The sequence below is a fragment of the Streptomyces sp. HD genome, from assembly GCF_028369295.1.
In the GTDB taxonomy this organism is placed as follows: domain Bacteria; phylum Actinomycetota; class Actinomycetes; order Streptomycetales; family Streptomycetaceae; genus Streptomyces.
In genome coordinates this window covers 26426-51171 of sequence record NZ_JAQMYP010000041.1, presented here as the reverse complement: position 1 = coordinate 51171, position 24746 = coordinate 26426, and the positions used below count along the sequence as shown (strand labels likewise).

Genomic DNA, 24746 nt, shown 5'->3' with positions numbered 1-24746 from the left:
GGTCGTTTGGGGCCTGGTCGTTTGGGGCCTGGTCGTTTGGAGCCTGGTCGTGGGGAGCGCGGCTCAGACGAAGGCGCTCTCGCCGGTGACCGCCTTGCCGACGATGAGGGTGTTCATCTCACGGGTGCCCTCGAACGAGTAGATCGCCTCGGCGTCGGCGAAGAACCGGGCGATGTCGTAGTCGAGCACGATGCCGTTGCCGCCGAAGATCTCCCGGCACCACGCCACCACCTCGCGCATCCGCGAGGTGACGTACGCCTTCGCCAGCGAGGAGTGCTCGTCGCGGAAGACGCCGGCGTCCTGCAGCTGTGCGAGCCGGACCAGCATGCCCCAGCAGGCGGTGATGTTGCCGAGGCTCTTGACCAGCAGGTCCTGCACCATCTGGAACCGTGCGATCGGGCGGCCGAACTGCCTGCGTTCCTTGGCGTAGTCCAGCGCCAGCTCGTAGGCGCCGATCATCACGCCGAGGGCCTGCCAGGCGACGCCGCTGCGGGTGGCGCGGAGGATCTCCGCCACGTCGCGGAAGGAGTTGATCCGCTGCAGCCGGTTGGCCTCGGGCACCTTGACGTCGGTCAGGGTGATCTCGGCGTTCTCCACGATCCTGAACGCGATCTTGTTCTCGATCTTGACCGGGGAGAAGCCCGGGGTGCCCTTCTCCACCACGAAACCCTTGACCTTGTCGTCCGCCTCGTCGCGGGCCCAGACCACCACCAGGTCGGCGAAGGTGGCGTTGCCGATCCACCGCTTGGCGCCGTTGAGCACCCAGTTCTCGCCGTCCCAGCGGGCCGTGGTGCGCATGCCCCCGGCCACGTCGGAGCCGCCGAGCGGCTCGGTCATCGCGAAGGCGCCGATGGTGTCCAGCGCGGCCATCGAGGGCAGCCAGCGGTCCCGTTGTTCCTGGTCGCCACCGCGGTAGATGCTGTACATCGCCAGGCCGCTGTGCACGCCGAAGAAGGTGGCGCTGGAGGCGTCGGTACGGGTGTACTCCATCGAGAGCATGCCGACCAGCAGGTTGCTTCCGGCGGGCAGGGGGTCGCCGTACCCCTCGTAGGGAACGCCGGCGAGTCCCAGCTCGCGGAACTTGCCGATGAGTTCGCGGGGGAACTCCCCCTTCGCCCAGTACTCGTTGACCAGCGGCTTGACCTCGGTGCGCATGAACGATCGGGCCCGCAGCAGCAGTTCGCGCTCGTGCGGCGGCAGCAGTGCCTCGAAGTCGTAGAAGTCAGCGGCCGACCGTTCGTCGACTTCGTCGGCGGAAACGGTCTCGGAAGCCTTCTCGGGCAGTACGGCGGTCATGACCGGGTCTCCTTCTCCAGGTTGGTGGCGCTGTCCCGGGCGGACAGCACGGCGATCTGCTGGGCGTCGCGTTGGTGGCTGAGGTCGGCGTAGGAACGGGAGCCGTAGGCGTCCTCGACGGCTGCGACGAGCCGTTCGGTCTGTTCGGGGCTCTGCTGCGGGCGGCCGAGCGAGTCCCACATCTTCTGCATCGACACGCCGATGTGCTCGGCCATGTGCCGGTAGCCGCCGGGGCCGCCGCCGAGGTGTGCGCCGAGGAACGGTCCGACCGTCGCCCAGCGCAGGCCGAGCGAGTTCACCATCACGGTGTCCAGCTCTGCCGGGCTGACGACGCCCTGTTCGACCAGGTAGATCGCCTCGCGGCTGAGGGCGTTCTGCAGGCGGTTGCCGACGAAGCCGGGGATCTCCTTGCGTTCGACGACCGGGACCCTGCCGACGAAGCGGTAGAAGTCCACGGCCCGCGCCACGCTCTCCTGCGAGGTGCGCTCCCCCGGCACCACCTCCACCAGCGGCACCAGGTGCGGCGGGTTGAAGGGGTGGCCGATCAGAATCCGGTCGGCCTCCTCGATGGAGTCGGTGAACGCCGAGGCGGGGATCGCCGAGGAGGAGCTGAGCAGCAACGCGTGGGCGGGGGCCGCGCCGACCAGGGTGGTGAACAACTCCCGCTTGAAGTCGGCGTTCTCCGGCCCGTTCTCCTGGACGATGTCGGCGTCGCGCACCGCGTCGGCGAGATCGTCGGCGATGTGCACCCGCTCGGCGAGGCGGTGCGTGTCCAGGCCCTGCGCGGCCAGTTGCCCGGCCGCCCGGTCGAGTGCCTCGGCGACGGCCTCGGCCAGGTCCGGCCGCGGGTCGGTGACGTGTACCCGCATGCCGTGGCCGGCGAAGAGCGCGGCCCAGGACAGGCCGATCGTCCCGGCGCCGACCACCGCGGCGGTGGTGAATGGCTCGGTCATCACATGTCTTCCTTCTGCTTTTCCTTCTGGCTGCGTGGCCGTCTTCACCGCACGGGGCGGGCGGGGTGGGCCAGGTAGTCGTGGACGGGCTTGACCGGCGCCAGGGTCAGGTCGGTGAGGATGTGGCTGGCGGAGACGATCTCTCGCACCGGCAGATCGGCCAGCGGTGCCAGCACGTGCTCGAAGAGCTGCAACCGGGCGGGACCGGTCCAGGCGCCCTTGACCGTGATGTCGGTGGTCTCGGTGCGCACCAACTGCGCCACCTGCGGCGCCCCGTCGAACCCGGGGACCAGCTTCAGCATGTAGGTCGGCACACCGACCTGGGCCACGGCCTCCTCGACCGACAGCTCGTGGTGCTTGTAGCCCATCGTGGCGGTCGCCACCCGCAGCGTGCCGACGTCGAGGACACCGACCAGCGCTCCGTGGTCGGCGTACAGGGCGGGCGATCCGGCGGTCTTGGGATAGGCACTGGCCTCCCGGCCGGACGTGATGGCCGGAAGGTTGTCCAGGTACATCGCGTGCAGGTACTCGCCCCGCTCGCCCTCGTGGCGGACCGGGATCGCCTGGCCGGACTCGGTGTACGGTCCGTATCCGCTGACGTCGCCCATGCGCATGACCTCGAAGCGCACCAGCGGCTCGTCGATCTCCAGCGGTTCGGGTACGACGGCGCGCAGTGCCGCGTGGTCGGTGCGGTAGACGATGTTGAGGTACTCGCGGTCGGTGAAGCGCGGCACGACCGGCGGATAGGCCGGGTTGGTGAGCGGCGTCGCGATGTGCCGCGGGATGTCGTACTGATGCATGGTGTGTTCCTCCTCGGGGCCTACCGGCCCTGCCAGACCGGGGAGCGGCGCTCGGTGAAGGCGGTCATGCCCTCGCGTACGTCGGCGGAGGCGGCGAGCCGGTCCATCTGCCGCGCCTGCACGGCGAACGCCTCCTCCTCGGGCGCGCCGTCGGCGGCGCGGACGAGTTCCTTGACGGCGGCCAGGGCCAGCGGGGCGTTCCGCGCGATCCGCTCGGCCAGCTGCAGGGCGGCGGCGACGGTCTCCCCGGCCGGCACCACCCGGTTGGCGATGCCGAGCCGCCCGGCCCGTTCGCCGGTGACCGGCTCGCCGGTCAGCAGCAGTTCCATCGCCAGGTGGTACGGGATGCGCTTGGGCAGCCGGATCACTCCGCCGCCCGCCGCGATCAGCCCGCGGCTGACCTCGGGGAGGCCGAACCGGGCATCGTCCGCGGCGACGATCAGATCGCAGCCCAGGGCCAGTTCGAAGCCGCCTCCCATGGCCCAGCCCTCGACGGCGGCGATCAGCGGTTTGGTCGTGCGGGCCTGGGTCAGGCCGCCGAAGCCGCGCCCGGGTATCTCGGGCGATTCACCGGCCAGCGCGGCCTTGAGGTCCATTCCGGCGCTGAACGTGCCGCCGGCGCCGGTGAGCACGCCGGCCCGAAGGCCGGGGTCCGTCTCCAACTGGTCGAGGGCCGTGGACAGTCCGGCGGCGACGGCCGCGTTGACCGCGTTGCGCGCCTTCGGCCGGTCGATGGTGATGAGCAGTGAGGAACCGACGGTCTCGGTCCGCACCTCGGTGGTGCTGTGCATGGTGTGCGTCCTTGCAATTGCGGGCTGTTGGGGCGCCGGCGGGAGCAGACGGGCCGGTCAGCGGCCGGCGGCGAGTTCCTTGAGGACCTCTTCGGTGTGCTGGCCGGGCAGCGGTGCGGGCCGGCGCACCGAACCCGGGGTGGCGGAGAACCGCACCGGGATGCCGACCGAGCGGATGGGGCCCTCACTGGGGTGGTCCAGCACGTCGAGCAGCCGGCCGTCGCGCACGTACGGGTCCTCGGCGGCCCGGTCGAGTTCGAGCACGGGCGCCATCGGGATGCTGCGCTCGGCACAGACCCGCTCCCACTCCTCGGTGGTCAGGCGCGGCGAGCACGTCTCCACCAGCTCCATCAGGGCTTCGACGTCGTCGTCGGCGATGGACTCACCGTTGACACGCCCGTCCGCGGCGAGATCGGCACGGTCGGCGGCGAGGAAGAAGTCCCGGAAGTTCCGCGGGTTGTACGGCATGACGCAGGCGAGGCCGTTCTTGGTGGGCACCGCGCGGTGCCCCCTCTTCATCGACAGCGGGAACCCGGTCGGCCCCTCCGGCGGTTCGAAGACATGGCCCGCCAGATGCTCGACGAGGTTGAACGCGATGAGCGTGTCGGTCATCGGGATCTCGACGTACTGGCCGGTGCCGGTGCGGTCCCGGTGGACCAGCGCGGCGAGCACCGAGTAGACGATGGTCAGCGCGCATACCTTGTCCGCGATGATCGTCGGCAGGTACGCCGGGGTGCCCAGTGCCCGGTTGGTCACGTCCACCAGACCGGAGGCGGCCTGCACGGTCTCGTCGTAGGCCGCGTTGCCGGCCCGGTCGGAGTCGCTGCGGAATCCCTGGGCGTGGGCGTAGACCAGGCCGGGGTTGCGGGCGGCGACGTCGGCGTGGCCGAGGCCGAGGCGGGCGAGCGCGCCCGGGCGCATGTTGGTGACCAGCACGTCGGCGCTGTCGATCAGTTCCAGGGCCCGTGCGCGGCCGTCTTCGTCCTTGAGGTTCAACGTCACGCTGCGCTTGTTGCGGTTGACGTTGAGGTTGAGCGGGGTCATGCCGGGCGTGGTGCGGTACGGACCCAGCCGTACCGTGTCGGACGGGGACTCGATCTTGATGACGTCGGCGCCGAGATCGCCAAGGATCTGCGCCGCGTAGGGGCCCATCACCACCGTGGACAGATCGATCACCCGCACGCCGTCCAGCGGACCTGTGGGGCCGGCGGCCGTGATGTCCATCATCACTCCTGTTCACGCAGTAATTTCATGTCGAATGTTTCCACCGACGACGTTATGCATGAACGGACCGAAAAGGAATGATCAACTGGCGAACAAGGGTATGACCACAGCGGTCACAACCATTCCGTAATTCCGCGGAAAAGGGCGCGCGGAAATCAGTCAGGCGATGATGACCTCATCGAAGATCCGACGGGCCAGGACAGCGACCTCGCTCAGGTCACCGTCGGCGTTCGCCCGATCAGCACGGAACAACAGGCCGGTGATCAGGGTGGGTTGGAAGTCCTCGACCGGCAGCACGGCCACGTTGTCCAGCCGGTACAGATGCATGGGGCTCTCCGGCGAGAGCATGGTCATCGAAAACGCGATGCCGGAGGAGATCAGTTCCGAGCTTCCGGAATAGTCCGCCATTTTTATGCGGATTCTCTTCTTTACGCCGACCGAATTGAGGCGGGCGTCGACTTCCTCGAAATAGGCCGGAGTGGCGTCGGTCGGCGTGGCCACATACGACAGGTCGGCCAGCTCCTCAAGGGTGACGGACGCCCGTCCCGCGAACCGGTCGGCCGGCACCGCGGCACCCAGCACCTCGTGCATCACCTCGATGATCTCCAGCGCCGGATCGGAGACCGGCAGCCGGGCCAGCGCCATGGCCAGCCTGCCGTCGCGCACCGCGTCCGCCAGGTCCGCCGACGTGCCGGGCCAGCGCTTGAGTTCGCACACCTCACGGCACGCGCCCTCCAGCAGCCGGACCCGCTCACGCAGCAGCGGGTGCACTCCGGCGGGCATCCCCATGAACAGCCTGTCCAGCCGCGGACGCACCGCCTCGCTCAGCCGCCACGGGATCGAGTTGACGCGCTCCAGCACATCGCGTGCCATCGGCAGCAGCGCAGCACCCGCCGGGGTCAGATCGACGCGGTGGGTGGTGCGCTCGAAGAGCTCATGGCCGAGTTCACGTTCAAGGTCCTTGATCCGCTGGCTGAGCGGAGAAGCCGCCATGTGCAGTCTGCGCGCCGCCTGCGAGAAGTTGAGTTCCTCGGCCACGGCGACGAAGTAACGCAGGTGCAGCATGTCCACGCCGATCACCCTACCCACGGCAGGAGCTCCCGGCCGCGGCAACACCGACGTCGGCCGGACGCACGATTTCTGTCGCGCCTTCCCGACCCTGACCTAGGACGGCATCGACCGCCACGCCGGGTCGGCCACGCTGGGGGGCTACTCCCGCGAGTACGTCGTCCGCGACCGCTTCGCCCACCCTCTTCCCGCTTGTCTGGATCGGGCCGCCGCAGCTCCTCTGCTCTGTGCCGGGATCACCGTCTGGGAGCCGCTGCACAGCCTCGGTCTGGGGCCGGGAACCCGCGTCGCGGTGGCGGGACTGGGCGGCTTGGGCCATCTCGCGGTCAAGATCGCCGTGGCGCAAGAGGCTCAGCTCGGCAGGCAGCGATGGCAGGCCCGCGACCGCCGCGATGCTCAACTTCTGCGCCGGTTCGAGGCGCCGTTCAGCGCGGAGTCGTCTCGTCAGGTCGGGCTGCGTCGGGGGCAGATGTGCCACGGCCGGCGAACCATGTGGCCGCCCACAGGACCACGCCGATCAGCAGCAGGATCCCTGCGATGCGGTACTGGTCGGCAGGGCGTCCGGAGGACCAGGGCAGGACCAGGTAGAGGCAGGTGATCGTGCCCACCACGGGAAGCAGTCGGCCTGCGCGGAAGTGGTGCCCCTCGACCCTGTCCCGGCGCAGCACGAGGACCGCCAGGTTGACGCCGGCGAAGACCGTCAGCAGGAGCAGCGACGTCGTCCCGCCCAGCAGGGCCACGACCGGACTGTCGGGATTCAGCGACACGAAGGTGATGAGACCGAAGGCGAGCACAGTGGTGAACAGGATGGCCGCCTGCGGAGTACGCCGCACCGCATGCACCTTGGCAAGGAAGGGCGGCAGCACGCCTCGTCTGCCCATCCCGTACAGCAGGCGGCTGGCCATCAGCATGTTGATCAGCGCGGAGTTGGCAACGGCGAACATGGAGATGAACGGCAGCAGATCGGAGATGGGGAAGCCGGGAGCGGCTGTCTTCACCACCGTGGCCAACGGGGTCTCGCTGGCGGCGAGTTGGCCGACGGGAACCACGGCGACGGCGCAGACGGACACCAGGACGTAGATCAGGCCTGTGATGCCCAGCCCGGTGAACATCATGCGCGGGAAGATCCGCGCCGGGTCCCTCGTCTCTTCAGCCATGTTGACCGAGTCCTCGAAGCCGACCATGGCAAAGAAGGCCAGTGACGTCGCGGTGCTCACCGCCAGGAACACGTTTTTGTCGGAGGCGGACTCGAAGGCGACGACTCGGGAGAAGTCCGCGTTCCCGCCCGCGATGAAGTAGCCACTGATCAGAATGACGAGGAGCAGACCGGAGAGTTCCACGGCGGTCAGCAGCACGTTCACCTTGAGGCTCTCGGCTACGCCTCGGAGGTTGACGAGGAGCACCAGGCACATGAAACCGAGGGCGATCAACAGGATGAGGCCGTCGCCCGCATCGAGCCCGAACCCCTCGACCAGGTTCGCCGCGAAGGCCCGTGAGGCCGCTGACGCCGAGGTGATGCCGGAGCACATCACGGTGAAGCACACCAGGAAGGTCAGGAAGTGCCTGCCGAACGCCTTGTGCACGTACAGTGCGGCACCGGCGGCCTGCGGGTACTTGGTGACCAGCTCCAGGTAGGAGCAGGCCGTGACCAGAGCGACGGCGAACGCGATGAGGAACGGCAGCCACGCCGCACCCCCCACCTCCCCCGCGACCTGTCCGGTCAGCGCGTAGATCCCGGTGCCGAGGATGTCTCCGACGATGAACAACAGCAGCAGCCCCGGGCCCATGACCCGCTTCAGCTCGGGCTGTTCGTCGGTGCTCGTCACGGGTGGACTCGGTGGGCTGGTGCGGGACATGGCGTGGTCCTTGTCGTGCTGGCGGCCGTGGAGCCGTGGCGCTTACGGGCTTGGACCCAATGGATCTACCCAGATGTGCAGACGGGAATGACAACTCGATCCCCGGGAGGGCACATCGCCCCCCGCCTCAGCTGCCCGACCTCGGTAGAAGGGGCCTCGCCTCTCGTGGGGACCTGCCATGCGGGTCAGTCGTTGCCCCGGTCCGGGCCTTCGAGGATGTTCAACTGGTCAGTTTCCACTGCTGTTCGGGAGCGTCCCAGTCGGTGATGCAGGTGGACTGGATGGCCAGCGCGCCGTTGGCAGTGCTGCCGCCGTTCTCGGTCGACAGGCACTTGGCGCTCTTGCCGTTCTTGAGCGAGCCGCCCGCGGCATGGGCCCACTGCTGCTCGGGAGCGTTCCAGTCCGTGACGCAGGTCGACTGGATGGCCTGCGCGCCGTTTGCGGTACTGCCGTGGTTCGCGATGGACAGGCACTTGCCGGTCTTGACGTTCTTGATCATGTCGGACGAGGGGCCGGCCCAGTACCACCGCTGCTCGTCACCTCCGGTGCAGGACCACTGGACGGCGCGGGTGCCGTTCGCCGTGCTGCCGCCGTTGTCGAGGGACAGACACTTCCCGCTCTTCACGTTGACGAATTCGTAGGTGGGCCCAGGTTCTGTCGACTCGGAGGCCGACGCGGTCGGGGCGGCCTCCGTCTCACCGGAGGAACCGGGCGCCTCGGCCTCGGGCGTCTGGCCCCGGGCGGATTCCGACCCTCCCTCGGCCGGATCGCCCGTCTTCTTCTCGTCCGAGCCACCGGACTTGCTCGCACCGGGGTTGCTCGGCTTCTGCGACGGGGTGTCGTCATCCCCCTTGGGCGATGTCGGTTCGGCCGGAGAGGCAACGGCCCCGTCCTTGCCGGCGTTGCCGTCGGAGTCGGTGTCGGTGTCGATGGTCAGGTAGGTGACGCCGCCGCCGATGAGGAGCACAGCGACCGCGACCGCGACGATCGTCAGTGACCGGCCGCGGCGCGACCCGGGACCGGCGGGGGATCGCGGGTCGGTGTTCGCTGCCTGGGGTGGTGCCTGGACCGACACGGCATCTCGGTTCAGGTCCGGCGGCGGGCCGAACGTTCCCGCTGGTACGGGAGGACGTAGGTCCAGCTCAGGCGCCGAGGGCTCCGCGGGCGTGGCGGGTCTGGCCGGCGTGGCGGGCGTTGCGGGTGTCTCGGATGCGTGCGCGGAGGGGACGGAGCGGCCGAGGCGCATGGTGCCGGGTGCGTCGGAAGACACGGGCAGGGGCTGGTCCGTGGCGATCGCGGTGAGGAGTCGCGCAGCCTGCTCCGCGTCAGGACGGGCCTCGGGGTCCTTGCCCAGCAGAGCGTGCAGGGCAGGGGCGAGCGGACCTGCCCGACGCGGCTCGGGCAGCGGTTCGGTGACGATCGCGGTGATGGTCGACCAGGTGGAGGTGCGGCGGAAGGGAGTGCCGCCCTCGACGGCGGCGTAGAGCGTGGCGCCCAGCGACCAGATGTCCGAAGGGGGACCCGGCTGCTCTCCGCGGGCCCGTTCGGGCGCGAGATAGTCAAGGGAGCCGACGAGTTCACCGCTGCGCGTGAGGTGGGTGTCGGCGCCGTCGTCGGGATTGTCGATGGCCGCGATACCGAAGTCGGTCAGGACCACCCGCCCGCCACGTTCGAGCAGGATGTTGCCGGGCTTGACATCGCGGTGGAGTACGCCGGCACGGTGGGCGGCGGCCAGGGCGTCGAGGACTTTGGCACCGATCTCGGCCGCGTACCGGGGATCGAGGACGCCTTGCTCGCGCATCACGTCGTCCAGCGAGGCGCCCTCGACCAACTCCATGACGATGACAGGGTGGCCCTCGTGGTCCGTGACGTCGTGCACGGCCACCACTCCGGGGTGCCGGACCCGAGCCGCTGCGCGGGCTTCGCGCTGCATGCGTAGCCGCAGCCCGGCCAGTCGGTCCGCGTCGTCCTCGTCGGCGAAGGCACGGAGCTCCTTCACCGCGACCTCGCGGCCGAGGGTTTCATCGACGGCCCGCCATACGGTTCCCATGCCGCCGCGTCCCAGCCGCTCCACGGTGCGATAGCGGCCGGCGATCAGCCTGCCGTCACCGTTCGGATGAGTCTCCCCCGTCACTGCCACAGCCCGCCTCAAGGTTGTTGCCCCTGTACGGGAGACAGCCTAACGGGGTAGTTGGGACTGGTGAGTTGACGGGTCATCCAGGTGATGCGACCTCGTGCATCACTACGAACTTGAGCCCTGGGACCACGTGTTCGCGACGGCGGGCCGCCAGAGGGACGGCCCGCCGCACTCACAGAGTCAGGCGATGCATCACACCGGGTCGATCACCCAGCGGGACGCCGACCCGATGGTGGACTGGAAGACGACCTGGGCCCCGACCGTTCCGTTCGCGTCCAAGTACTTGCCGCTCTGGTTGTGCTTGATGGACTTCGCAGTGCCGGACGTGGTTGTCCACTTCTGATACGCGCCGCCGTTGCACGGGAAGGTGTAGACATCCGCGCCGTTTCCGTCGAGGCAGTGGCCTGATGCCGGGTTCCTGAAGATGCCACCGCTGATCTGCCACACCTGCTTTGCGCTGCGGTCACAGGTGCCGAGAACAAGGTTTCCCTTGCCTCCCGAGATGTTCACCTGGAGGCAGGAGTTGCTGCTGTTGCCGTTGATCACCTGGTAGTTCACCGGCGCCGCCTGTGCCGAGGTTGCGCCGCCGACCAGCAGCGTCGAGCCGAATGCGATCGCCGCGCCCGCGCCGGCGAGTCGAATGAGGTTTCCCTTGAGTTCCATGTTCGATCCCCTCGAAATTCGGATTACTGACGCGCCGTCAGTGGCGCCGCCCGGTCATTGACCGCGCCGCCGTCTACGTTGAGGGCTGGCGCCGCTCGGCCACGGCAGTCTCGGAGGACCCCGGATCCGCTGGGCTCCCCCGCTGGATGAGCTACATTTTTGGACTCCGAAGTCCGGACGATTCCGGAGAGCGGGACGGGGGAAGCGACGTATATGAGGGAACCGGGCTCACCACAGAGCTGGTTCGTCAACCGGTTGCAGCGGTTACGCACGTCCTCGGGGTCACCCACCCAGGCGCAACTGCTGGCCTACGACGAGAAAAGCGTCCTCACCCGGTCGTCGCTGTCGGACCTGCTGGCAGGCAAGTTCACCAAGCCGCCCCCGTGGGAACGGGTCGCGGCTTACGTCACCGCGTGCGTCCGCGCCGCGCAGGCCGGTCAGATCGACCTCTCCCTGGAGGAGGAACTCGCGCGGCTGCGGGGTGACCATGCCACGCTCACTGACCTGTTCGAGACCGCTGTCAGGGAGGTCCGCCCACCGGCGGGGCGTTCTTCGGGCTCGCGGCTCCGTCTGGCGACGTACCGGCTGCCGCCGCGCAACATCAACTTCACCGGCCGTGACGCCACGTTGCGGGAGTTACGGCAGCGCCTCACCTCGGGCAACGGCGGCGCGATGCAGGTCGTGCACGGGCTGGGTGGTGTCGGCAAGACGCAGCTTGCGGTTGAGTACGCCTACCTCTACCGGTCGAAATACCGGTTCGTGGCGTTCGTGGACGCCGAGGATCCCGATCTGGTGGCGTCGCAGTTCGCGTCGCTGGGCAGGGAGCTGGGACTGGCGGAGGTGAACTCCGAGCAGGTCATCCCAAGGGTGTACGGGGCATTACTGGACCACGAGCCCTGGTTGATCATCTTCGACAACGGGGAGAGACCTGGCCCGCTCGTGGACGCGCTGCCCTCGGGTGACCTGGGGAGCAACGGCCACATCATCGTCACGACCAGGTTGCGCGGCTGGTCGAGCAGAGCGGGCGTCATCGACCTGGACGTGTTCACCCGGCGGGAAGCGGTGGAGCTGCTGGCCCGGCGGGTGTGCGGCATGACCACGGAGGTGGCGGACCGGATCGCTGAGCGCCTGGGGGACCTGCCGCTGGCGCTGGAGCAGGCGGCCGGGTACATGGACTACAACCACACTGCGCCTGAGCGGTACCTGGCTCTGCTGACGTCGCGGTTGGAGGACATGATCGCGCTGGGCGAGCCGGCGGACCGGCCGACGGTAGTGGTCGCGACCCTGTGGCAACTCAGTGTGCGAAGGCTGGAGATCGAGCAGCCGCAGGCCATGCGGCTGTTGGAGCTGTGTGCCCTGCTGGCCCCGGAGCCGATCCCGCTGGAGCTGTTCGGCGGCAGCACGGAAACACTGGTTGCGGCCGCGGCCGACCCGGTGGCGTGGGACACGACGGTCGGTGCTCTGGCCGGCCTGGGGCTCGCGAGGCGCGGAGCTTCATCCCTGGTGCTGCACCGGCTGGTGCAGGCCGCCATCCGCGCCTCGATACCGAACGACGTGCGCACCGACGCTCGGGGGCGACTGTGCCGGGCGCTGCTCGCGAGCGTGCCGCACGACATCCACGGTGATCCGGATGCGCGATCGCGATGGCAGGAACTCCTTCCGCACGCTCTCGTGGTGACCAAGGACGAGCCGCCGACCGAATGCGCTGCGGAGGCGGCGACGCTGCTGAGGCTGGCATCGGCGTTCCTCCTTTCGATCGGGCACCATTCGGTGGCGCTGCCCCTGTGTGAACGTGCCCTCACGATCGACGAATCGCTCGAACAGAGGGACGCGGAAATCGGCTTCGACCTGATTACCCTGGCGCAGATCCACCGGGACCGCGGCGCGCCGGAGCGAGCGCGTCCGTTGGCGGAGCGTGCTCTGAGACTGCACGAGTCCTGTCTGCCGGCGGACAGTCCCGCCATCGCGACGGACTTGGCCACCCTGGCGCGAATTCGCCACCTTCTCGGTGATCATGAGGCGGCGGTGCCGTTGGCCGAGCGGGCGCTGCGGATCGACGAGGCGGCGTACGGGCCGGAAGACCCGTACGTGAGCTTCGACTTGATAGCACTGGCGAGTGTCCACCTCGACCTGGGCGACCACGCCGTGGCCGTGCCGCTGATCTCTCGGGCGCTACGGATCCGTGAGGCCAGTTACGCGCCGGACCATCTCTACATCGGGTACGCACTGCTGCTCAAGGCCCGAGCCGTGCACGCGTTGAACGACCCAACCGCAGCGAACCTCGCGCGCAGAGGCGCGCTGATCCTCAATACCCGGCTGGGCAAGACCCACCCGAAGACCGAGGAGGCCTTCGCTCTGGCCAACCGTCTGCTGAAACGCGACGGCTGCCAAGGACACAGCGAGGTCGTTGCGGTTGGCGAGCTTTACGACACGAGTGCCGTACCCATCAAGGGGCACGCATTCGTCACGGACGCCGACGGCAATGATCTGATCCGTCACAGAGCGGCGGAATCCATTGACCAGCACGCAGGAACCCACGCCCAGCAATAATCTGGCCCACAAATCGACGCAGCGGAGCTTGCCCGGGCCTTTGGTGTCACCTCACCGTCCTGGACGACGTGAACGCGGCCCGGGAGCGAGCTGCTTCAGGCCCTGGTCGACCGACCGGTCGAGCTCGTTGACGCCGTAACTGCGCTGCGCCAGAAGCGACAGCAGCACCGCGCTCCACTTGTCGCCGATCCGGCGCAGCAGCGCCGTCGCCGGACACTTCTGGTGATCATCGACCGTGACCGGCACCCTGACGCCGGCGACGGGTTCGTCTGACGGAGCTTCGTGGAGGGGTGACATCAATGTGCCTTCTCACGAGCCCGAAGCCCCATCACCAATCATCAGGCTACGCATATGGCAGAGGAGCCTCTCTTGATCGCAGTAAGCGGAGCCTCGGGAGAACTGGGCAGCTCAACCGTCCGCCATCTCATCCAACGCATCGACGCCGCGCACGTCCTGGCTTTGTCCCGCACCACGGACAGGAGCGCCGACTTGGGCGTGCGCACTCGCCATACCGACTTCGACGAACCAGACACGCTGGTCCGGGCCCTCGACGACGTGGAACGGCTACTGATCATCAGCATTGGCACCGACGACCGGCTGCCCAAGCACGCCCGAGCGATCGACGCCGCCGTGAAGGCGGGCGTGGGCCACGTCCTCTTCACTTCCATCACTCGCGCCCGCGACCCGGGCCACCCCAACCCCCTCGTCCCCGACTACGGGGCCACCGAACGGCTGCTGGCCGAATCCGGATTGCCGTTCACGGTGCTGCGCCTCAACGTATGGATCGAGATGCTGACCCTGGTCGGGGTGGCTCCCAGGGCCGTGGCCACCGGGGTCCTGCCCAGCAACAGCCGAGACGGACGCATTGGTCACATCACGCCCGGCTCACCGGTCAGCCGGCCACCCCGGTCACCGACTATTTCGCGGCGCACCGCGCCGAGTTGGTCGGCTGACCCTCGCGCCGAAGTACCTCCGCCGTTACGTGAAACTCGTGGCTGGGTGAGGGTGCGTGTCTGCACCGGATTAGTGGCCGAGGCAACCGTCACCCAGGCCGTCCACACCCTTCTGACTTGCACGTATTCAGGATGGAAAGGTTCAGTGCTCGCAGAGGGAGAATTCTCGTTCGTAGAGCTGCTCGTTGTGTTCGTCGACGAAGAACTTGCGTTCCTGCATGAGTTGTTCGCGGTAGTTCTTGGCCTGTTCAAGCGTCATGGTCGAGGTGTCGGACCATGGTTGTTGCGGCGGAACATCGGATGTCGAGACGATCTTTTCCGACGGGTCGACCAGGAAGAACGCGAGAATTTTGCGGTATCCCGGGCGGGTGGGGTCCGAGAGGCGGAATGAGCCGACGCGGTGTTGCAGGATGTTCGGGAACGCCAGGCAGCGGCCCGCTGGAGTCGATGTCGACCCCAGCACCTGGTTCAGTGCGTCTTCGTCCTCCAGGCCGTAGACCTCACGCAGGCCGTTGTCGTCGTTCTGTTCGTATCCCGGGTCGTCGAGTGCCGCCCGGAAACTCAGCCGGCTTTCGGTGATGTTCTCGCTGTCCCAGTAGTAGATTCCGGTCGAGACAATCCGCTCGTTCATCATCCCCTCGACATGCCAGGAACCGCCGGGGTACTCGGGCTTGTCCGGGGTGAGATGAATGGTGGCGAGTTTGACGATCACCTGGAGACCGCGGCCGCGCAGGTCGACTCGGGCGGATTCATCGGGGGGCTCGGGCGGGGTGAAGTCCGGAGCGTCCGGGATGACCGGGCGGCGGTTTTCCCACCAGTCGTCCTGGGCCTCCTCCCAAGCACGGCGGGCTTCTGCGTAGGCCCCATCATCACTGTAGGAGGACTTGTCCGGATACTCAGGCTCCGAGTCGTACCACCCGTAAGGATCGGCCTCGATCCGCAGGGGCCGCGGATGGCGCAGATCGGTGAGCACGTTCTCCAGCAGCGGGCGCAAGCACGCGAACAGGTCCGGCAGGACGGAGGCAAGTTCGCGATGAGTCTCGGGGTGGACGTTGTTGACGTACGAGCGGAAGGCGACTTCTCCGTCGTCACTGACGTCGACGTCCGTGGGCAGCCACTGGAATTTCTCCGAGAATTCGTACTTCGAGTAGCGGTCCGTCGGGTTCTTCCAAGCCCTCTCGGGCGCACCGCTCGCCTCTCTCACCAGGCAGAAAAGTGAGGGATGAACCAGGTCCAGAACCTGGCCGTCGGATCCGGGATGCCAGTCCTTTTCTGCTTCGGGGACCTGCTCCAGAACCCGGACCGCCTCACGCAGCCGGGCTCTGAGCTTGTCGTCGACCAGTGTGTCCGACTGCCACACCCCGTCGACGGCGGACACCTCGATGCCGGTTCGTGCGTCCCGTAGCGCGGCGTAATGCAGGAATTCGGAAAGCACGTAACGGACCTGAGCTTCGGTGAGGCCCTGGGCGATCGCTTCCTGTGTCCACCTGGCGACGATGTCGGCATCGTTCATCTTGGCGAACCAGCCCGGCTTCTCCCGAATGAGTGAGCTGTACTGCATCATCTGAAGTTCCCGCAGCGTTCGGGGTGTCGCGAACGATATGGAACGTGAAGCTTGAAAGGGCAGCGGGAAAGCAGACAGGCCAGTCAATTCTCTTGGTCCTCCCAGTCGGTGTGCGGTGGCGGGAAGGATACTTCAGCAGACTGACACCGCAGCCGTGGTCGCGAGGGGCAGGCGGGGGCTGCAGGCGTCGCCAGCCAGGTCCGCTGTCGGCGTGACGGATCATCAGCTACGGGCATTTGATGGGCAGTTCCTCGGTCACCGCGAGGCAGCCCGGCGCTCACCGGCACGCGCGTCGCAGGTGACGTCGGTGGCCGGGAGGTGGCCGGTGGCGAGGTAGGTGTTGACCGTGGCGTCGACGCACGGGGTGCCGTAGACGCCGTACACCGCGTGTTGGTCGGCGCCTCGTAGGGTGACCAGGCGGGACGAGGACCACGTCCGGCGCACCGCTGTGGCGCCGTCGTAGGTGGTGCGCGGGTCTCCGGTGGCGTTGACGAGAAGCGCGGGGAGGTCGTCCCTGATGGTGGTCGGGCGCTCGCGGGGCGGGTCCCAGAAGGCGCATGGGTTGAGGTTGTTCGTGACGGGGCCGAGCAACGGGTCCCGCGGGCGGGCGTGCTGGATGTCGCGCCAGTAGAGCTCTGGATCCCGCGGGGCGGCCAGGTCACCGCACAGGATCGCCGTCTGGACGCTGCCGTAGTGGGAGTCGGCTCCGGTCAGCTCGAACTTGAGAACCTCGTCGAGCCACGGGGACGGGGTGACACGGTGCCCCTCCGCCGCGCGCAGCATGTCCTGTACTCCCTGCGCGAAGTCCCCGTAAGCGCCGTCGTTGTCCTGTGAGAGGCCGTTGAAGACGATGAGGGGCACTAGGTGCTCGTCCACCCGGTGGGCGCCGAGCCGTAACGGTGTGCGGGCTGCGGCGGCCTGGACGCGGTCGACGACCGCCAGTACTGCCCCACGGGTGCGGCCCAGGCCGTAGGTCGCGTCACGGGCGGCGGCCCACGAGGCCCAGCCCTGCAGTGCGTGGCGGTTGGCCTTCTCCGTGCCCCGCAGCAGCCGGGGACCGTACCGGTCCGGGTCTATGACACCGTCCAGGACGACCCGGTCGGTGCGGCCGGGGAACATCGTGGTGTACACCTCGCCCAGGTAACTGCCGTACGAGTACCCCAGGTAGGAGATCCGCCGCTCACCGAGCGCGGCGCGGATGACGTCCAGGTCGCGCGCGGTGTTCCGGGTGGTGGCGTACGGCAGCGTGTCACCCGCGTGCCGTCGGCAGCGCTGGGCGAGGTCCTCGGAGAACGCCGCCATGCGGTCGAACCCGGCGCGGTCGACGCCGGGGCTCCGGAACGCGGAGCCGGTCGGCCAGTGGCAGTCCAGCGGGGTGCTGCGGCCGACGAAGCGGGGATCCACGCCCACCACGTCGTAGCGTGCGCCGACCTCCTTCATCGCTTTGTGCACCCACGGCGGGTCACCGAGCGTCTGCCCGCCGGGGCCGCCGCCGTTCAGCAGCAGCGGGCCGACGCGGTGGTCGGTGTCGGTGGCGCGGATCCGGGAAATCGCGACGGTGATCGTACGGCCGTCGGGGTCGCTGTAGTCCAAGGGCACGGTCACGTCGGCGCATTGGGCGCCCGCCTGCTCCAGTTCCTTGCCGGTCGCGTCGTTCGGGCCGAGCACGCAGCTCTTCCAGTCGAGGCGCTGGTGGTGGTAGCGGGCGAGGGGGTCGGAGGCTGCCTGGGCCGGGAGGGCCGTGGCGGGCAGCGCGGTGAGGGCGAGAGCGGCGGCGGCCAGGCCCAGGACGGCCTTTCTCGCCTTTCCCGCCCTTCTCGCCGTTCCCGGAGCGCCCTGCGGCGAGCGGGGAGATCGGGCTGAACGGATCACTGATGTTCCCCTTCTGTTGGTTCTGTTCCTTCGGAAGGCCGCTCTTCACAGAAGGCGGTCTGGACCATTTCGAGGAAGTCTTCTTCGGCCTGAAGCGTGGCCGGTATCTCGTTGAGCGCGACGGCGACGCTCCGCCCGCCAGGGCCAACGGCCGTCAGCGCCCGGTGGCCCCCTGGCACGGTCCCCGCATGCCCCCACCACAGGCCGCCGCAGCGCAGCGGGGAGGCGATCAGGCCGAGCCCGTAGCGGGCGCCGGGCCAGAGCCGCTCTGGGTCGGCGGCCACCGTCCGCCGCATGTCGGCCAGTTGGTCCGAGGGCAGCAGACGGCCGCCGAGAAGCGCGGTGATGAACCGGGTCAGGTCGGCGGGTGTGGAGACCAGTGCGCCGCCGACCCCGCCGAAGGTCGTGTTCCAGTCGGTGCCGTCGGCGAGGCGGCCGTCCTCGGCGGTGAAGTAGCTACGCGAGTGCGGTCCGTGGATGCGCGTGTCGTCCCCGGGCCAGTACGTGTCGTCCAACCCGAGGGGCCGGATCACGCGGCGGGTGATCTCCGCCTCGGGAGAGTGGCCGGTGACCTCGCGGATGATCAGGCCCGCGAGAAGGTAATTGGTGGTGGCGTAGTGCCACTCCCCGTGCGGGCGCGGCAGGCCGAGGGCGCGGGCGACGAGCTCGCGCGGCTCGAAGTGGCGGTGCCGGATGCGTTCGGGGTGCTCCCATTCGGGGGCGTCGAGGTAGTCGGGCAACCCGCTGGTGTGCCGCAGCAGCTGCCGTACGGTGATCCGGCGGCCGTCGTAGCCGTTCTGCCGGATCAGACCGGGCAGGTAGCGGTCGACGGGAGCGTCGAGCGCGATCCGGTGCTCGGCGGCGAGTTGGAGCACGACCGTCGCGGTGAACGTCTTGGTGACGCTGCCGGCGCGTAACCGGTCGGTGGCGTTCATGGGGCGGCCTGTTCTCCGGTCGGCCGTCCCTGCCGTCTCGGTCCAACTCCCGCAGGGTGCGCCCGCGGCGTCGGTGATCAGGACCGCGGCACCGGTGATCCGGTCGCGATCGGTGAGCGTGCGCAGGTCCTGACGCAGTTCGCCGTGCGGTCCGCAGACAGCGTGCTGCTGGGCAGCGGGCGGCTGTGCGGCAGCCGGAGCGACGGGCGCGACGAGGGCCGCCAACACGGCTGCCGCGCCGGTGCATCTGCCCAGCGTCGAGGCGATGAGGGAGGGTGTCATGCGCCACAACGCTAGGCAGGCACCACTGCGGGGTCACTCGGGCAGGCAGCCGATTCGCAGGTGGGGGCAGCCACAGCACGGAACCGGGGGCATCCCCCCCGGGGGGGGCAGAAACGCCGCCGACTCGGCGGCCATGGCCCCGCTCTCACAGCCGAGTTGAAGGAGACCGGCGCGCATACGGACGCGGCGGACCTGAGCACCGCCGAAGGCGTCGCCGCCCTCATCGACGGCAGCCTCGCCGGAGTCGTCCAGCAGTTCCCGAAGGCCATGCACATCACGACCGGCCCGCATGGCCGAGGCCGAGGAACCACGGCCCAGGCCTCCGGGCCGTCAGGAAGTCCAGGGCCGACGGCAACGCCGCCAAGCACGCAACGTCCGGCCGGCGTAGTCCCACTCGGCCCCGTTGTTCACAACGCATAGGAGTTCACCCATGAAGCCGCTTACTTTCAGGACCACGGGCTGAAGGACCGCAAGGAACCGATCAAGATCTACATCCGTGTCGTACTGCATCCCACACAGGGCTTTCCTGGTGGACACGGTCTCGCGGCGGCTCGTGGAGGATCCCGCCGGCGTGCGGGGCAATGCAGCGGGAAGCGTCGAAGCGCGTCATCCGGCACACCCTCAGGCATATGGACAGGCACGTTCTTCGTGACATCGGGCTCAGCGGGCTACACCTGCCGGCCTCCGCTCATGCACTGGATCGCTCGCCGACGTCGAATGACAGGTGCCCGCGGCTCGACGAGATGAGTCGGGCGGACGACGCAGACCTCAACAGCCGTACTGTTCCGTCCGGTTGGAGCCTGCGGACCGGGCCGCCGGGCGAGTGCGTGAGACGATCGGGAACCGGGCCACAAGGAGAGGAATTTCATGGGGGGCAAGGGGCGGCTGCATGTCGGTGCGGAACTGGCGGGGGTGCTGGAGCGAATCGATGGGCTCGGCGGGGTACTCGATGAACGGGCCGATGCCGCCGAGGAGTTGGGGAGGCTGCCGGAGGACACGGCGCAGGCGCTGTTGGACACTGGGATCGTACGGGCCGAGCTCCCGCTGAGCCTTGGCGGATACGAGTTCGCGCCGCGGCAGCTGATCGAGACGGCGGAGCGGGTGAGCTACCACGACGCCGCGGCCGGGTGGACCATGTTCGCGCTGCAGCTGATGACCGGGACCACCGCGGCGTACCTCGCCGGGGACGCAGCGGCCGAACTGTTCCCCGACGTGCCGAACGGGAAGTACGCGCTGCTCTCCGGGCATGGCACACGCCCCGGCCGGGCCGTCCCCGTGGAGGGCGGCTACCGGGTCAGCGGCCAGTGGCAGTTCGCCTCCGGGATGGCGCACGCCACCCACATCCACAGCGCGATCCAGGTCGAAGACACCGGTGAGCTGCGGGTCCTCGCGATGCCGAAGTCGCAGGTCACCCTGGACGGCAACTGGGACGTGCTGGGGCTGCGTGCGACACACAGCATCGACTACCACTGCACCGATGTGTACGTACCGCACGAGTACACCTACGTCGCGACCACGGACACCCCGGTCAACGGCGGCGCCGTCTACCGCCTCGGCCTGGTCAACATGTCAGCGATCGGACACACGGGCTGGGCCCTCGGTGTCGGCCGGCGTCTCCTGGACGAGCTGAAACAGGTCGCCGCGGCGCGGACCGGTTCGCGGGGCGCCGCGGTCGACACCTCCCAGTTCCACGCCGAGTACGCGACGGCGGAGGCCAGACTTCGGGCAGCGCGGGCCTGGGTGAACGACGTCTGGCAGGGCGTCGAACAGTCACTGGACCAGGGCGAATTGCCAAGCACGGAGCAGGACACTCTGATCCGTCTCGTCCTGAACCACACGACCTCGACCGTGTACGAGGTGGGCCGCACCGTGCACCGCTGGGCCGGCTCGGAGGCGATCCGCCGCGGCCCGGTCGACCGCTTCCTGCGCGACCTCGGGACGGGAGCGCAGCACATCACGTCGAGCCCGGTCGTGCTCCAGAACTGCGGCAAGTGGCTGAGCGGTGCCCAGCCGGACGCCCGGTGGAGCTTCCTCGACCTGACCTGACCATCCGGGGGCCGTCGACCGGGATCCCGACCACCCGGGGCCGACTCCAACAGGGATCCAGTCCCCGACGCCGCCGTGGGTTTCATATGAACCGGACAGCCGGGCTCGTGACCGCCGCATGCAAACGACGACGCTGTCCCCTCTGCGCGCCTGGTCCCCAAGATCTGTGCCAGAGCCCGCTGGAAGCCGTCAATGCCACCCAGTGGCTCTCACGCGATCTGTTCCGCGTCGGGGTAGTCGGTGGAGCTCGACAGCTCGCTCCGAGCAGCTGTCTCCGCGTCGAAGGCGGAGCGGGCGTCAGCTACCAGCCGGAGCGCGTCACCGCCGAGGATGAGGTGGGTCGGCGGCTTCTCGGCCTCGACAACAGCGAGCAGGGCGCGACCGGCCTGGGCGGGATCGCCGAGCTGCCGACCGCTCATGTCGATGCGGCGTTCGCGGATCGGGGCGAAGAGCGGGTCGTGGTCGGCGATGGTGCTCTCGACACGGTGCATGGAGCGACCGGCCCAGTCGGTGCGGAAGGAGCCGGGCTCGATCGACGTGACGTGAATGCCGAGCGGCGCGACTTCCTGGGCGAGCGTGGCAGCGATGCCCTCGACGGCGAACTTGGAGCCGTGATAGGCCGCCAGGCCGGGGAACGCGCGCAGACCGCCCATGGAGGTCACGAACAGGATGTGCCCGGCGCGCCGCTCACGCATGCGGGGCAGGACGGCTTGGGTGACCGCGACGACACCGAAGACGTTGACGTCGAACTGGTGGCGGAAAGTGCCGAGCGGGGTCTCCTCGAAGGTGCCCTCGACGCCGTAGCCGGCGTTGTTGACGAGTACGTCGACGGCACCGAGCTGGTCCTCGATCGCCGCGACGGTCGGCGCGATCGCATCTGGCAGCGAGCGCGGGTACGGAAAGTTCACCGTCGGCGAGGTCGCAGCCCGTGCGGGCGTGGCCGACAGCAGCATCTACCGCCGATGGGGCAACCTGGAGACCCTGCTCACCGACGTGGCGCTCACCCGCCTCAACGCGCAGTCGCCGATGCCCGACACCGGGAGCCTGGCCGGCGACCTGCGCGCTTACGCGGCCAACGTGGACCGCGAGATCACCGGACCCGACGGCCTGGCGGTGCTGCGCCTGGCCGTCGCCCTGTCCAGCAACGGTCAACAGGGCCTGCAGGCACGTGACGCCCTCCTCGCCGAACGCACCCGGCAACTGCAGTCCATGCTCGATCGCGTTCGCGAACGCGGTGAGCACGCACCCGACGCGTTCGGCGTGCTGGACCACGTGATGGCCCCCCATGTATGTCCGCGCCCTGCTCGGCATGGGCCCGCTCACCCCGGAGTACGTCGACGGGCTGGTCGACCGATTGCTGTGACTTCAGCCCGGTCCGCGCGATCAGAGCACGAAGGCGCCCTCAGCCGAATCGCCGGTGTAGCCGAATTCGGCCGCCCATCCGCTTGCGCGGTCTGCTGGTCGGTGTGACACGCTCGCTCTCCATGGCCCGACCGGGGGAAATGAGAGGCGGCGGTATGCGCATCGGACTGCTCGGCACCGGACCATGGGCCCAGATGGCCTACGCCCCCGCCCTGAGTCGGCACGGCGGACTGGACTTCGCGGGCGTATGGGGCCGACGTGCCGCCGCCGCCAAGGAGTTGGCCGACAGCCACGGCGTCCCCGCCTACGACGACGTCGACGCGCTGCTCGCCGACGTGGACGCCGTCGCCGTGGCCCTGCCGCCCGCCGTGCAGGCCGAGTTGGCGGTGCGGTCCGCTCGGGCGGGCTGTCATCTGCTGCTGGACAAGCCGCTCGCGCTGACGGTGGCGGAGGGACGGACGGTCGTGGAGGCCGCCGAGGAAGCCGGTGTGGCCTCGGTCGTCTTCTTCACCGCGCGTTTCCAGCCGGAGACCGAGGCGTGGATCACCGAACAGGCCACCGTGGAGGGCTGGTTCACGGGGCGGGCGGAGTGGCTCGGCGCGGTGTTCAGCGGTGAGGGCAGCCCGTTCGCCGCCTCGCCGTGGCGGCGGGAAAAGGGGGCGCTGTGGGACGTGGGTCCTCATGCCCTGTCCGTGCTGCTGCCGGTACTGGGTGACGTACGGCAGGTGGCGGCCGCCGCGCACGGGCCCGGTGACACCGTCCATCTGGTCCTCGACCACGCCGGCGGCGCGTCGAGCACACTGGCCCTGAGCCTGACGGCGCCGCCCGCGGCGGCGGGAGCCACGGTGGAACTGCGGGGCACTGCCGGGGTGACGCTGCTCCCGGAGAGCACCGCGAGCGCGGTGTCCGCGCTGATCCACGCCGGGGACGCGCTGCTGGCCGCCGCCCGCACCGGGCACGCGCACGCGTGCGACGCGGGCTTCGGGTTGCGGGTGACCGAGATTCTGGCGGCTGCCGAAAGGGTGTTGAGCGGCAGGGCTTGAGGGCGCCGGCAGCGGCGAGGGCCTGGAGGGGCCGAAGGTGCCCCGGTAGGCCCTCACCGCTGCTTGGGGTCGGGATTCGGGTGACCGGCGGGTCGGGTACGGGGGCTTGAATTCTGACAGTCGGTCCGGCCCGAACCCCGGCGGGGCCGGGCCGGACCGCCCGCCCGGTGCTGCTCCTTGCTACGGATGCCTACGACGCTGCCAATGCCTACGGCCGAGGCGCCGCCGACTTCCTACGGCCGAGGCACCGACGCCTTCCTACGACCGTTCCGCCGCATGGAAGTTGATCCGTTCCCTGACGACGGGGAAACCCGCCTTGGAGAAGTTCGCGGCCATGGGGAAGTTGCCGTGGTCCGTCGCCGCGGTGACGAGCTCCGCGCCCTGTTCCACGAGGAAGTGGGTGCACTCGGCGAGGAGGTCGTAGGCGTAGCCGTGGCCGCGCTGTTCCGGGACGACCCCGATGAAGCCGACGGTCGGGCCGGAGGAGTTGTGGGCCGGGATGTGGATGCCGACGAGGTCGCCGGCCGGGGTATGGGCGAGCTGCCACCACTCCCGTGGGGAGGGGCACCAGTGGAAGAAGTCGAGCTCCTCCTGGGCGGCCAGGTCGAGGCCGCCCTCCTCGATGGCCCGCAGGGAGTGGGCGTCCAGGGTGACGGAGTGGATGCGGCGCACCGCGTCGAAGAAGACGGCGTCGTCGGGTTCGGCACGGAAGCGTAGGCGCCCGGGGCGCTCGGGCAGGCCGAGGTCCGGCGTCCAGCGGTACAGGAAACGCTCCACCAGGAGTTCGTATCCGGCGGCACGCGCCGCGGTGAAGCGGGTCTCGGCGGCGGCCTTCAGGCCCGGCTCGTCGCGCCAGCCGCCGGGCAGGTTGATCTCCAGTTCGACCTGCCAGGGGGCGGAACGCAGGAGTTCGGCACCGGCCTCCTCCTCGCCCTCGGTCACATCGAACCAGTTGATGTTGATGGGCTCCGACTCGTCGGGGCCGCCCCACCAGGCGCCGCGGGCGACGACCGTGCCGTCGCGCAGGGCCACCCGCTTCCACTCGGGGCGGAACACGGTCCGCTGATGGCCTTCACGGGCACCGAGCGGATCGGGGTGTGCGTCGAAGAGATGGGCGTCGCTGGCAGAGAGCGTACGGATGACCAGATCGGTCACGGATTCCTCCGGGATACGGGCTACTTGGAGCGCTCCCGGTCAGATGGAACGAAGTACGCCGGGACGGTGGAGAAGGGAGCGCTGGAAGGACTTGATCTGCACGGCACTCGCCTCCTTTCGTTCGTCTCAGGGCGTGGAGCCACACAGTACGCGATCTTTCGTGGGGTGGTCCATCAAGTTTTTCCGTTCGGGAGCG

General features: G+C 69.0%; 18 protein-coding genes and 3 pseudogenes. 6 read left to right on the top strand and 15 right to left on the bottom strand.

Annotated elements, in window-relative coordinates:
- Positions 1-63: 63 nt before the first annotated feature.
- The 6 genes from POF73_RS32520 to POF73_RS32495 all read right to left on the bottom strand — a co-directional run bounded on the left by POF73_RS32520 (position 64) and on the right by POF73_RS32495 (position 6129).
- Positions 64-1296 (bottom strand): acyl-CoA dehydrogenase family protein, encoded by a 1233-nt coding sequence (locus tag POF73_RS32520; RefSeq protein ID WP_272122615.1) that lies wholly within the window; start codon positions 1294-1296, stop codon positions 64-66.
- Positions 1293-2297 carry a 3-hydroxyacyl-CoA dehydrogenase NAD-binding domain-containing protein gene (locus POF73_RS32515; RefSeq protein ID WP_334313634.1) on the bottom strand — a complete coding sequence of 335 codons (1005 nt, stop codon included), beginning with the start codon at positions 2295-2297 and terminating at the stop codon, positions 1293-1295. The genes POF73_RS32520 and POF73_RS32515 overlap by 4 nt, the downstream gene beginning before the upstream one ends.
- Positions 2294-3049, bottom strand: coding sequence for an acetoacetate decarboxylase (locus POF73_RS32510; protein WP_272122613.1), 756 nt, complete (start codon positions 3047-3049; stop codon positions 2294-2296). The genes POF73_RS32515 and POF73_RS32510 overlap by 4 nt, the downstream gene beginning before the upstream one ends.
- Before the next feature lie 20 nt (positions 3050-3069).
- A complete protein-coding gene (locus POF73_RS32505; protein ID WP_272122612.1) occupies positions 3070-3840 on the bottom strand; it encodes a crotonase/enoyl-CoA hydratase family protein in 771 nt (256 codons plus the stop codon).
- A gap of 57 nt (positions 3841-3897) precedes the next feature.
- Complete coding sequence (locus tag POF73_RS32500) at positions 3898-5067, bottom strand: CaiB/BaiF CoA transferase family protein (RefSeq protein WP_272122611.1); 1170 nt, start codon at positions 5065-5067, stop codon at positions 3898-3900.
- 156 nt (positions 5068-5223) lie between these two features.
- Entirely contained in the window at positions 5224-6129 is a 906-nt protein-coding gene (locus tag POF73_RS32495; protein WP_272122655.1) for a LysR family transcriptional regulator, read from the bottom strand.
- A gap of 70 nt (positions 6130-6199) precedes the next feature.
- On the opposite strand from POF73_RS32495, the pseudogene POF73_RS32490 reads away from it, so the two are divergent.
- Positions 6200-6487 (top strand): annotated as a pseudogene (locus tag POF73_RS32490) (NAD(P)-dependent alcohol dehydrogenase); the annotation flags it as partial.
- 70 nt (positions 6488-6557) lie between these two features.
- Here POF73_RS32490 and POF73_RS32485 read toward each other — a convergent pair.
- The 3 genes from POF73_RS32485 to POF73_RS32475 all read right to left on the bottom strand — a co-directional run bounded on the left by POF73_RS32485 (position 6558) and on the right by POF73_RS32475 (position 10788).
- Complete coding sequence (locus POF73_RS32485; RefSeq protein WP_272122610.1) at positions 6558-7988, bottom strand: APC family permease; 1431 nt, start codon at positions 7986-7988, stop codon at positions 6558-6560.
- A 220-nt stretch (positions 7989-8208) separates the two neighbouring features.
- Complete coding sequence (locus POF73_RS32480; protein ID WP_443049672.1) at positions 8209-10038, bottom strand: protein kinase domain-containing protein; 1830 nt, start codon at positions 10036-10038, stop codon at positions 8209-8211.
- A 279-nt stretch (positions 10039-10317) separates the two neighbouring features.
- Complete coding sequence (locus POF73_RS32475; protein WP_272122608.1) at positions 10318-10788, bottom strand: RICIN domain-containing protein; 471 nt, start codon at positions 10786-10788, stop codon at positions 10318-10320.
- Between the two features lie 213 nt (positions 10789-11001).
- On the opposite strand from POF73_RS32475, the gene fxsT reads away from it, so the two are divergent.
- A complete protein-coding gene (fxsT, locus tag POF73_RS32470; RefSeq protein ID WP_272122607.1) occupies positions 11002-13338 on the top strand; it encodes an FxSxx-COOH system tetratricopeptide repeat protein in 2337 nt (778 codons plus the stop codon).
- Between the two features lie 51 nt (positions 13339-13389).
- Here fxsT and POF73_RS32465 read toward each other — a convergent pair whose 3' ends face one another.
- Complete coding sequence (locus tag POF73_RS32465; RefSeq protein ID WP_272122606.1) at positions 13390-13635, bottom strand: hypothetical protein; 246 nt, start codon at positions 13633-13635, stop codon at positions 13390-13392.
- A gap of 54 nt (positions 13636-13689) precedes the next feature.
- Here POF73_RS32465 and POF73_RS46360 point away from each other — a divergent pair.
- Positions 13690-14100: pseudogene (locus tag POF73_RS46360) on the top strand (NmrA family NAD(P)-binding protein); the annotation flags it as partial.
- 333 nt (positions 14101-14433) lie between these two features.
- On the opposite strand, the gene POF73_RS32460 reads toward POF73_RS46360, so the two are convergent.
- The 3 genes from POF73_RS32460 to POF73_RS32450 form a co-directional block, all read right to left on the bottom strand.
- Entirely contained in the window at positions 14434-15942 is a 1509-nt protein-coding gene (locus POF73_RS32460) for a DUF4246 domain-containing protein (protein ID WP_272122605.1), read from the bottom strand.
- A 168-nt stretch (positions 15943-16110) separates the two neighbouring features.
- Positions 16111-17727 carry an alpha/beta hydrolase gene (locus POF73_RS32455; RefSeq protein ID WP_443049671.1) on the bottom strand — a complete coding sequence of 539 codons (1617 nt, stop codon included), beginning with the start codon at positions 17725-17727 and terminating at the stop codon, positions 16111-16113.
- Positions 17724-18944 (bottom strand): serine hydrolase domain-containing protein, encoded by a 1221-nt coding sequence (locus tag POF73_RS32450; RefSeq protein WP_272122604.1) that lies wholly within the window; start codon positions 18942-18944, stop codon positions 17724-17726. Before POF73_RS32450 ends, POF73_RS32455 begins: the two co-directional genes overlap by 4 nt.
- 867 nt (positions 18945-19811) lie before the next feature.
- Between POF73_RS32450 and POF73_RS32445 the strand changes: the two genes are divergently transcribed.
- Positions 19812-20990, top strand: a complete 1179-nt coding sequence (locus POF73_RS32445; protein ID WP_272122603.1) for an acyl-CoA dehydrogenase family protein — start codon at positions 19812-19814, stop codon at positions 20988-20990.
- Positions 20991-21199: 209 nt separating this feature from the next.
- On the opposite strand, the gene POF73_RS32440 is transcribed toward POF73_RS32445, so the two are convergent.
- Complete coding sequence (locus POF73_RS32440) at positions 21200-21898, bottom strand: oxidoreductase (RefSeq protein WP_272122602.1); 699 nt, start codon at positions 21896-21898, stop codon at positions 21200-21202.
- Between POF73_RS32440 and POF73_RS32435 the strand changes: the two are divergent.
- Both POF73_RS32435 and POF73_RS32430 read left to right on the top strand, forming a co-directional pair.
- A pseudogene (locus tag POF73_RS32435) lies at positions 21840-22353 on the top strand (TetR/AcrR family transcriptional regulator). The gene POF73_RS32440 and the pseudogene POF73_RS32435 sit on opposite strands and share 59 nt — an antisense overlap.
- 154 nt (positions 22354-22507) lie before the next feature.
- A complete protein-coding gene (locus POF73_RS32430; protein ID WP_272122601.1) occupies positions 22508-23395 on the top strand; it encodes a Gfo/Idh/MocA family protein in 888 nt (295 codons plus the stop codon).
- Between the two features lie 258 nt (positions 23396-23653).
- Here POF73_RS32430 and POF73_RS32425 read toward each other — a convergent pair whose 3' ends face one another.
- On the bottom strand, positions 23654-24550 hold the full coding sequence (locus tag POF73_RS32425) for a GNAT family N-acetyltransferase (RefSeq protein ID WP_272122600.1): 897 nt from the start codon (positions 24548-24550) through the stop codon (positions 23654-23656).
- Between the last annotated feature and the right edge of the window lie 196 nt (positions 24551-24746).

Coding starts and splice junctions, on each gene's coding strand:
- POF73_RS32520 (WP_272122615.1), bottom strand. CDS start 1,296: ATGACCGCCGTACTGCCCGAGAAGGCTTCCGAGACCGTTTCCGCCGAC.
- POF73_RS32510 (WP_272122613.1), bottom strand. CDS start 3,049: ATGCATCAGTACGACATCCCGCGGCACATCGCGACGCCGCTCACCAAC.
- POF73_RS32505 (WP_272122612.1), bottom strand. CDS start 3,840: ATGCACAGCACCACCGAGGTGCGGACCGAGACCGTCGGTTCCTCACTG.
- POF73_RS32500 (WP_272122611.1), bottom strand. CDS start 5,067: ATGATGGACATCACGGCCGCCGGCCCCACAGGTCCGCTGGACGGCGTG.
- POF73_RS32495 (WP_272122655.1), bottom strand. CDS start 6,129: ATGCTGCACCTGCGTTACTTCGTCGCCGTGGCCGAGGAACTCAACTTC.
- POF73_RS32485 (WP_272122610.1), bottom strand. CDS start 7,988: ATGTCCCGCACCAGCCCACCGAGTCCACCCGTGACGAGCACCGACGAA.
- POF73_RS32480 (WP_443049672.1), bottom strand. CDS start 10,038: ATGGGAACCGTATGGCGGGCCGTCGATGAAACCCTCGGCCGCGAGGTC.
- POF73_RS32475 (WP_272122608.1), bottom strand. CDS start 10,788: ATGGAACTCAAGGGAAACCTCATTCGACTCGCCGGCGCGGGCGCGGCG.
- fxsT (WP_272122607.1), top strand. CDS start 11,002: ATGAGGGAACCGGGCTCACCACAGAGCTGGTTCGTCAACCGGTTGCAG.
- POF73_RS32465 (WP_272122606.1), bottom strand. CDS start 13,635: ATGTCACCCCTCCACGAAGCTCCGTCAGACGAACCCGTCGCCGGCGTC.
- POF73_RS32450 (WP_272122604.1), bottom strand. CDS start 18,944: ATGACACCCTCCCTCATCGCCTCGACGCTGGGCAGATGCACCGGCGCG.
- POF73_RS32445 (WP_272122603.1), top strand. CDS start 19,812: ATGGGGGGCAAGGGGCGGCTGCATGTCGGTGCGGAACTGGCGGGGGTG.
- POF73_RS32430 (WP_272122601.1), top strand. CDS start 22,508: ATGCGCATCGGACTGCTCGGCACCGGACCATGGGCCCAGATGGCCTAC.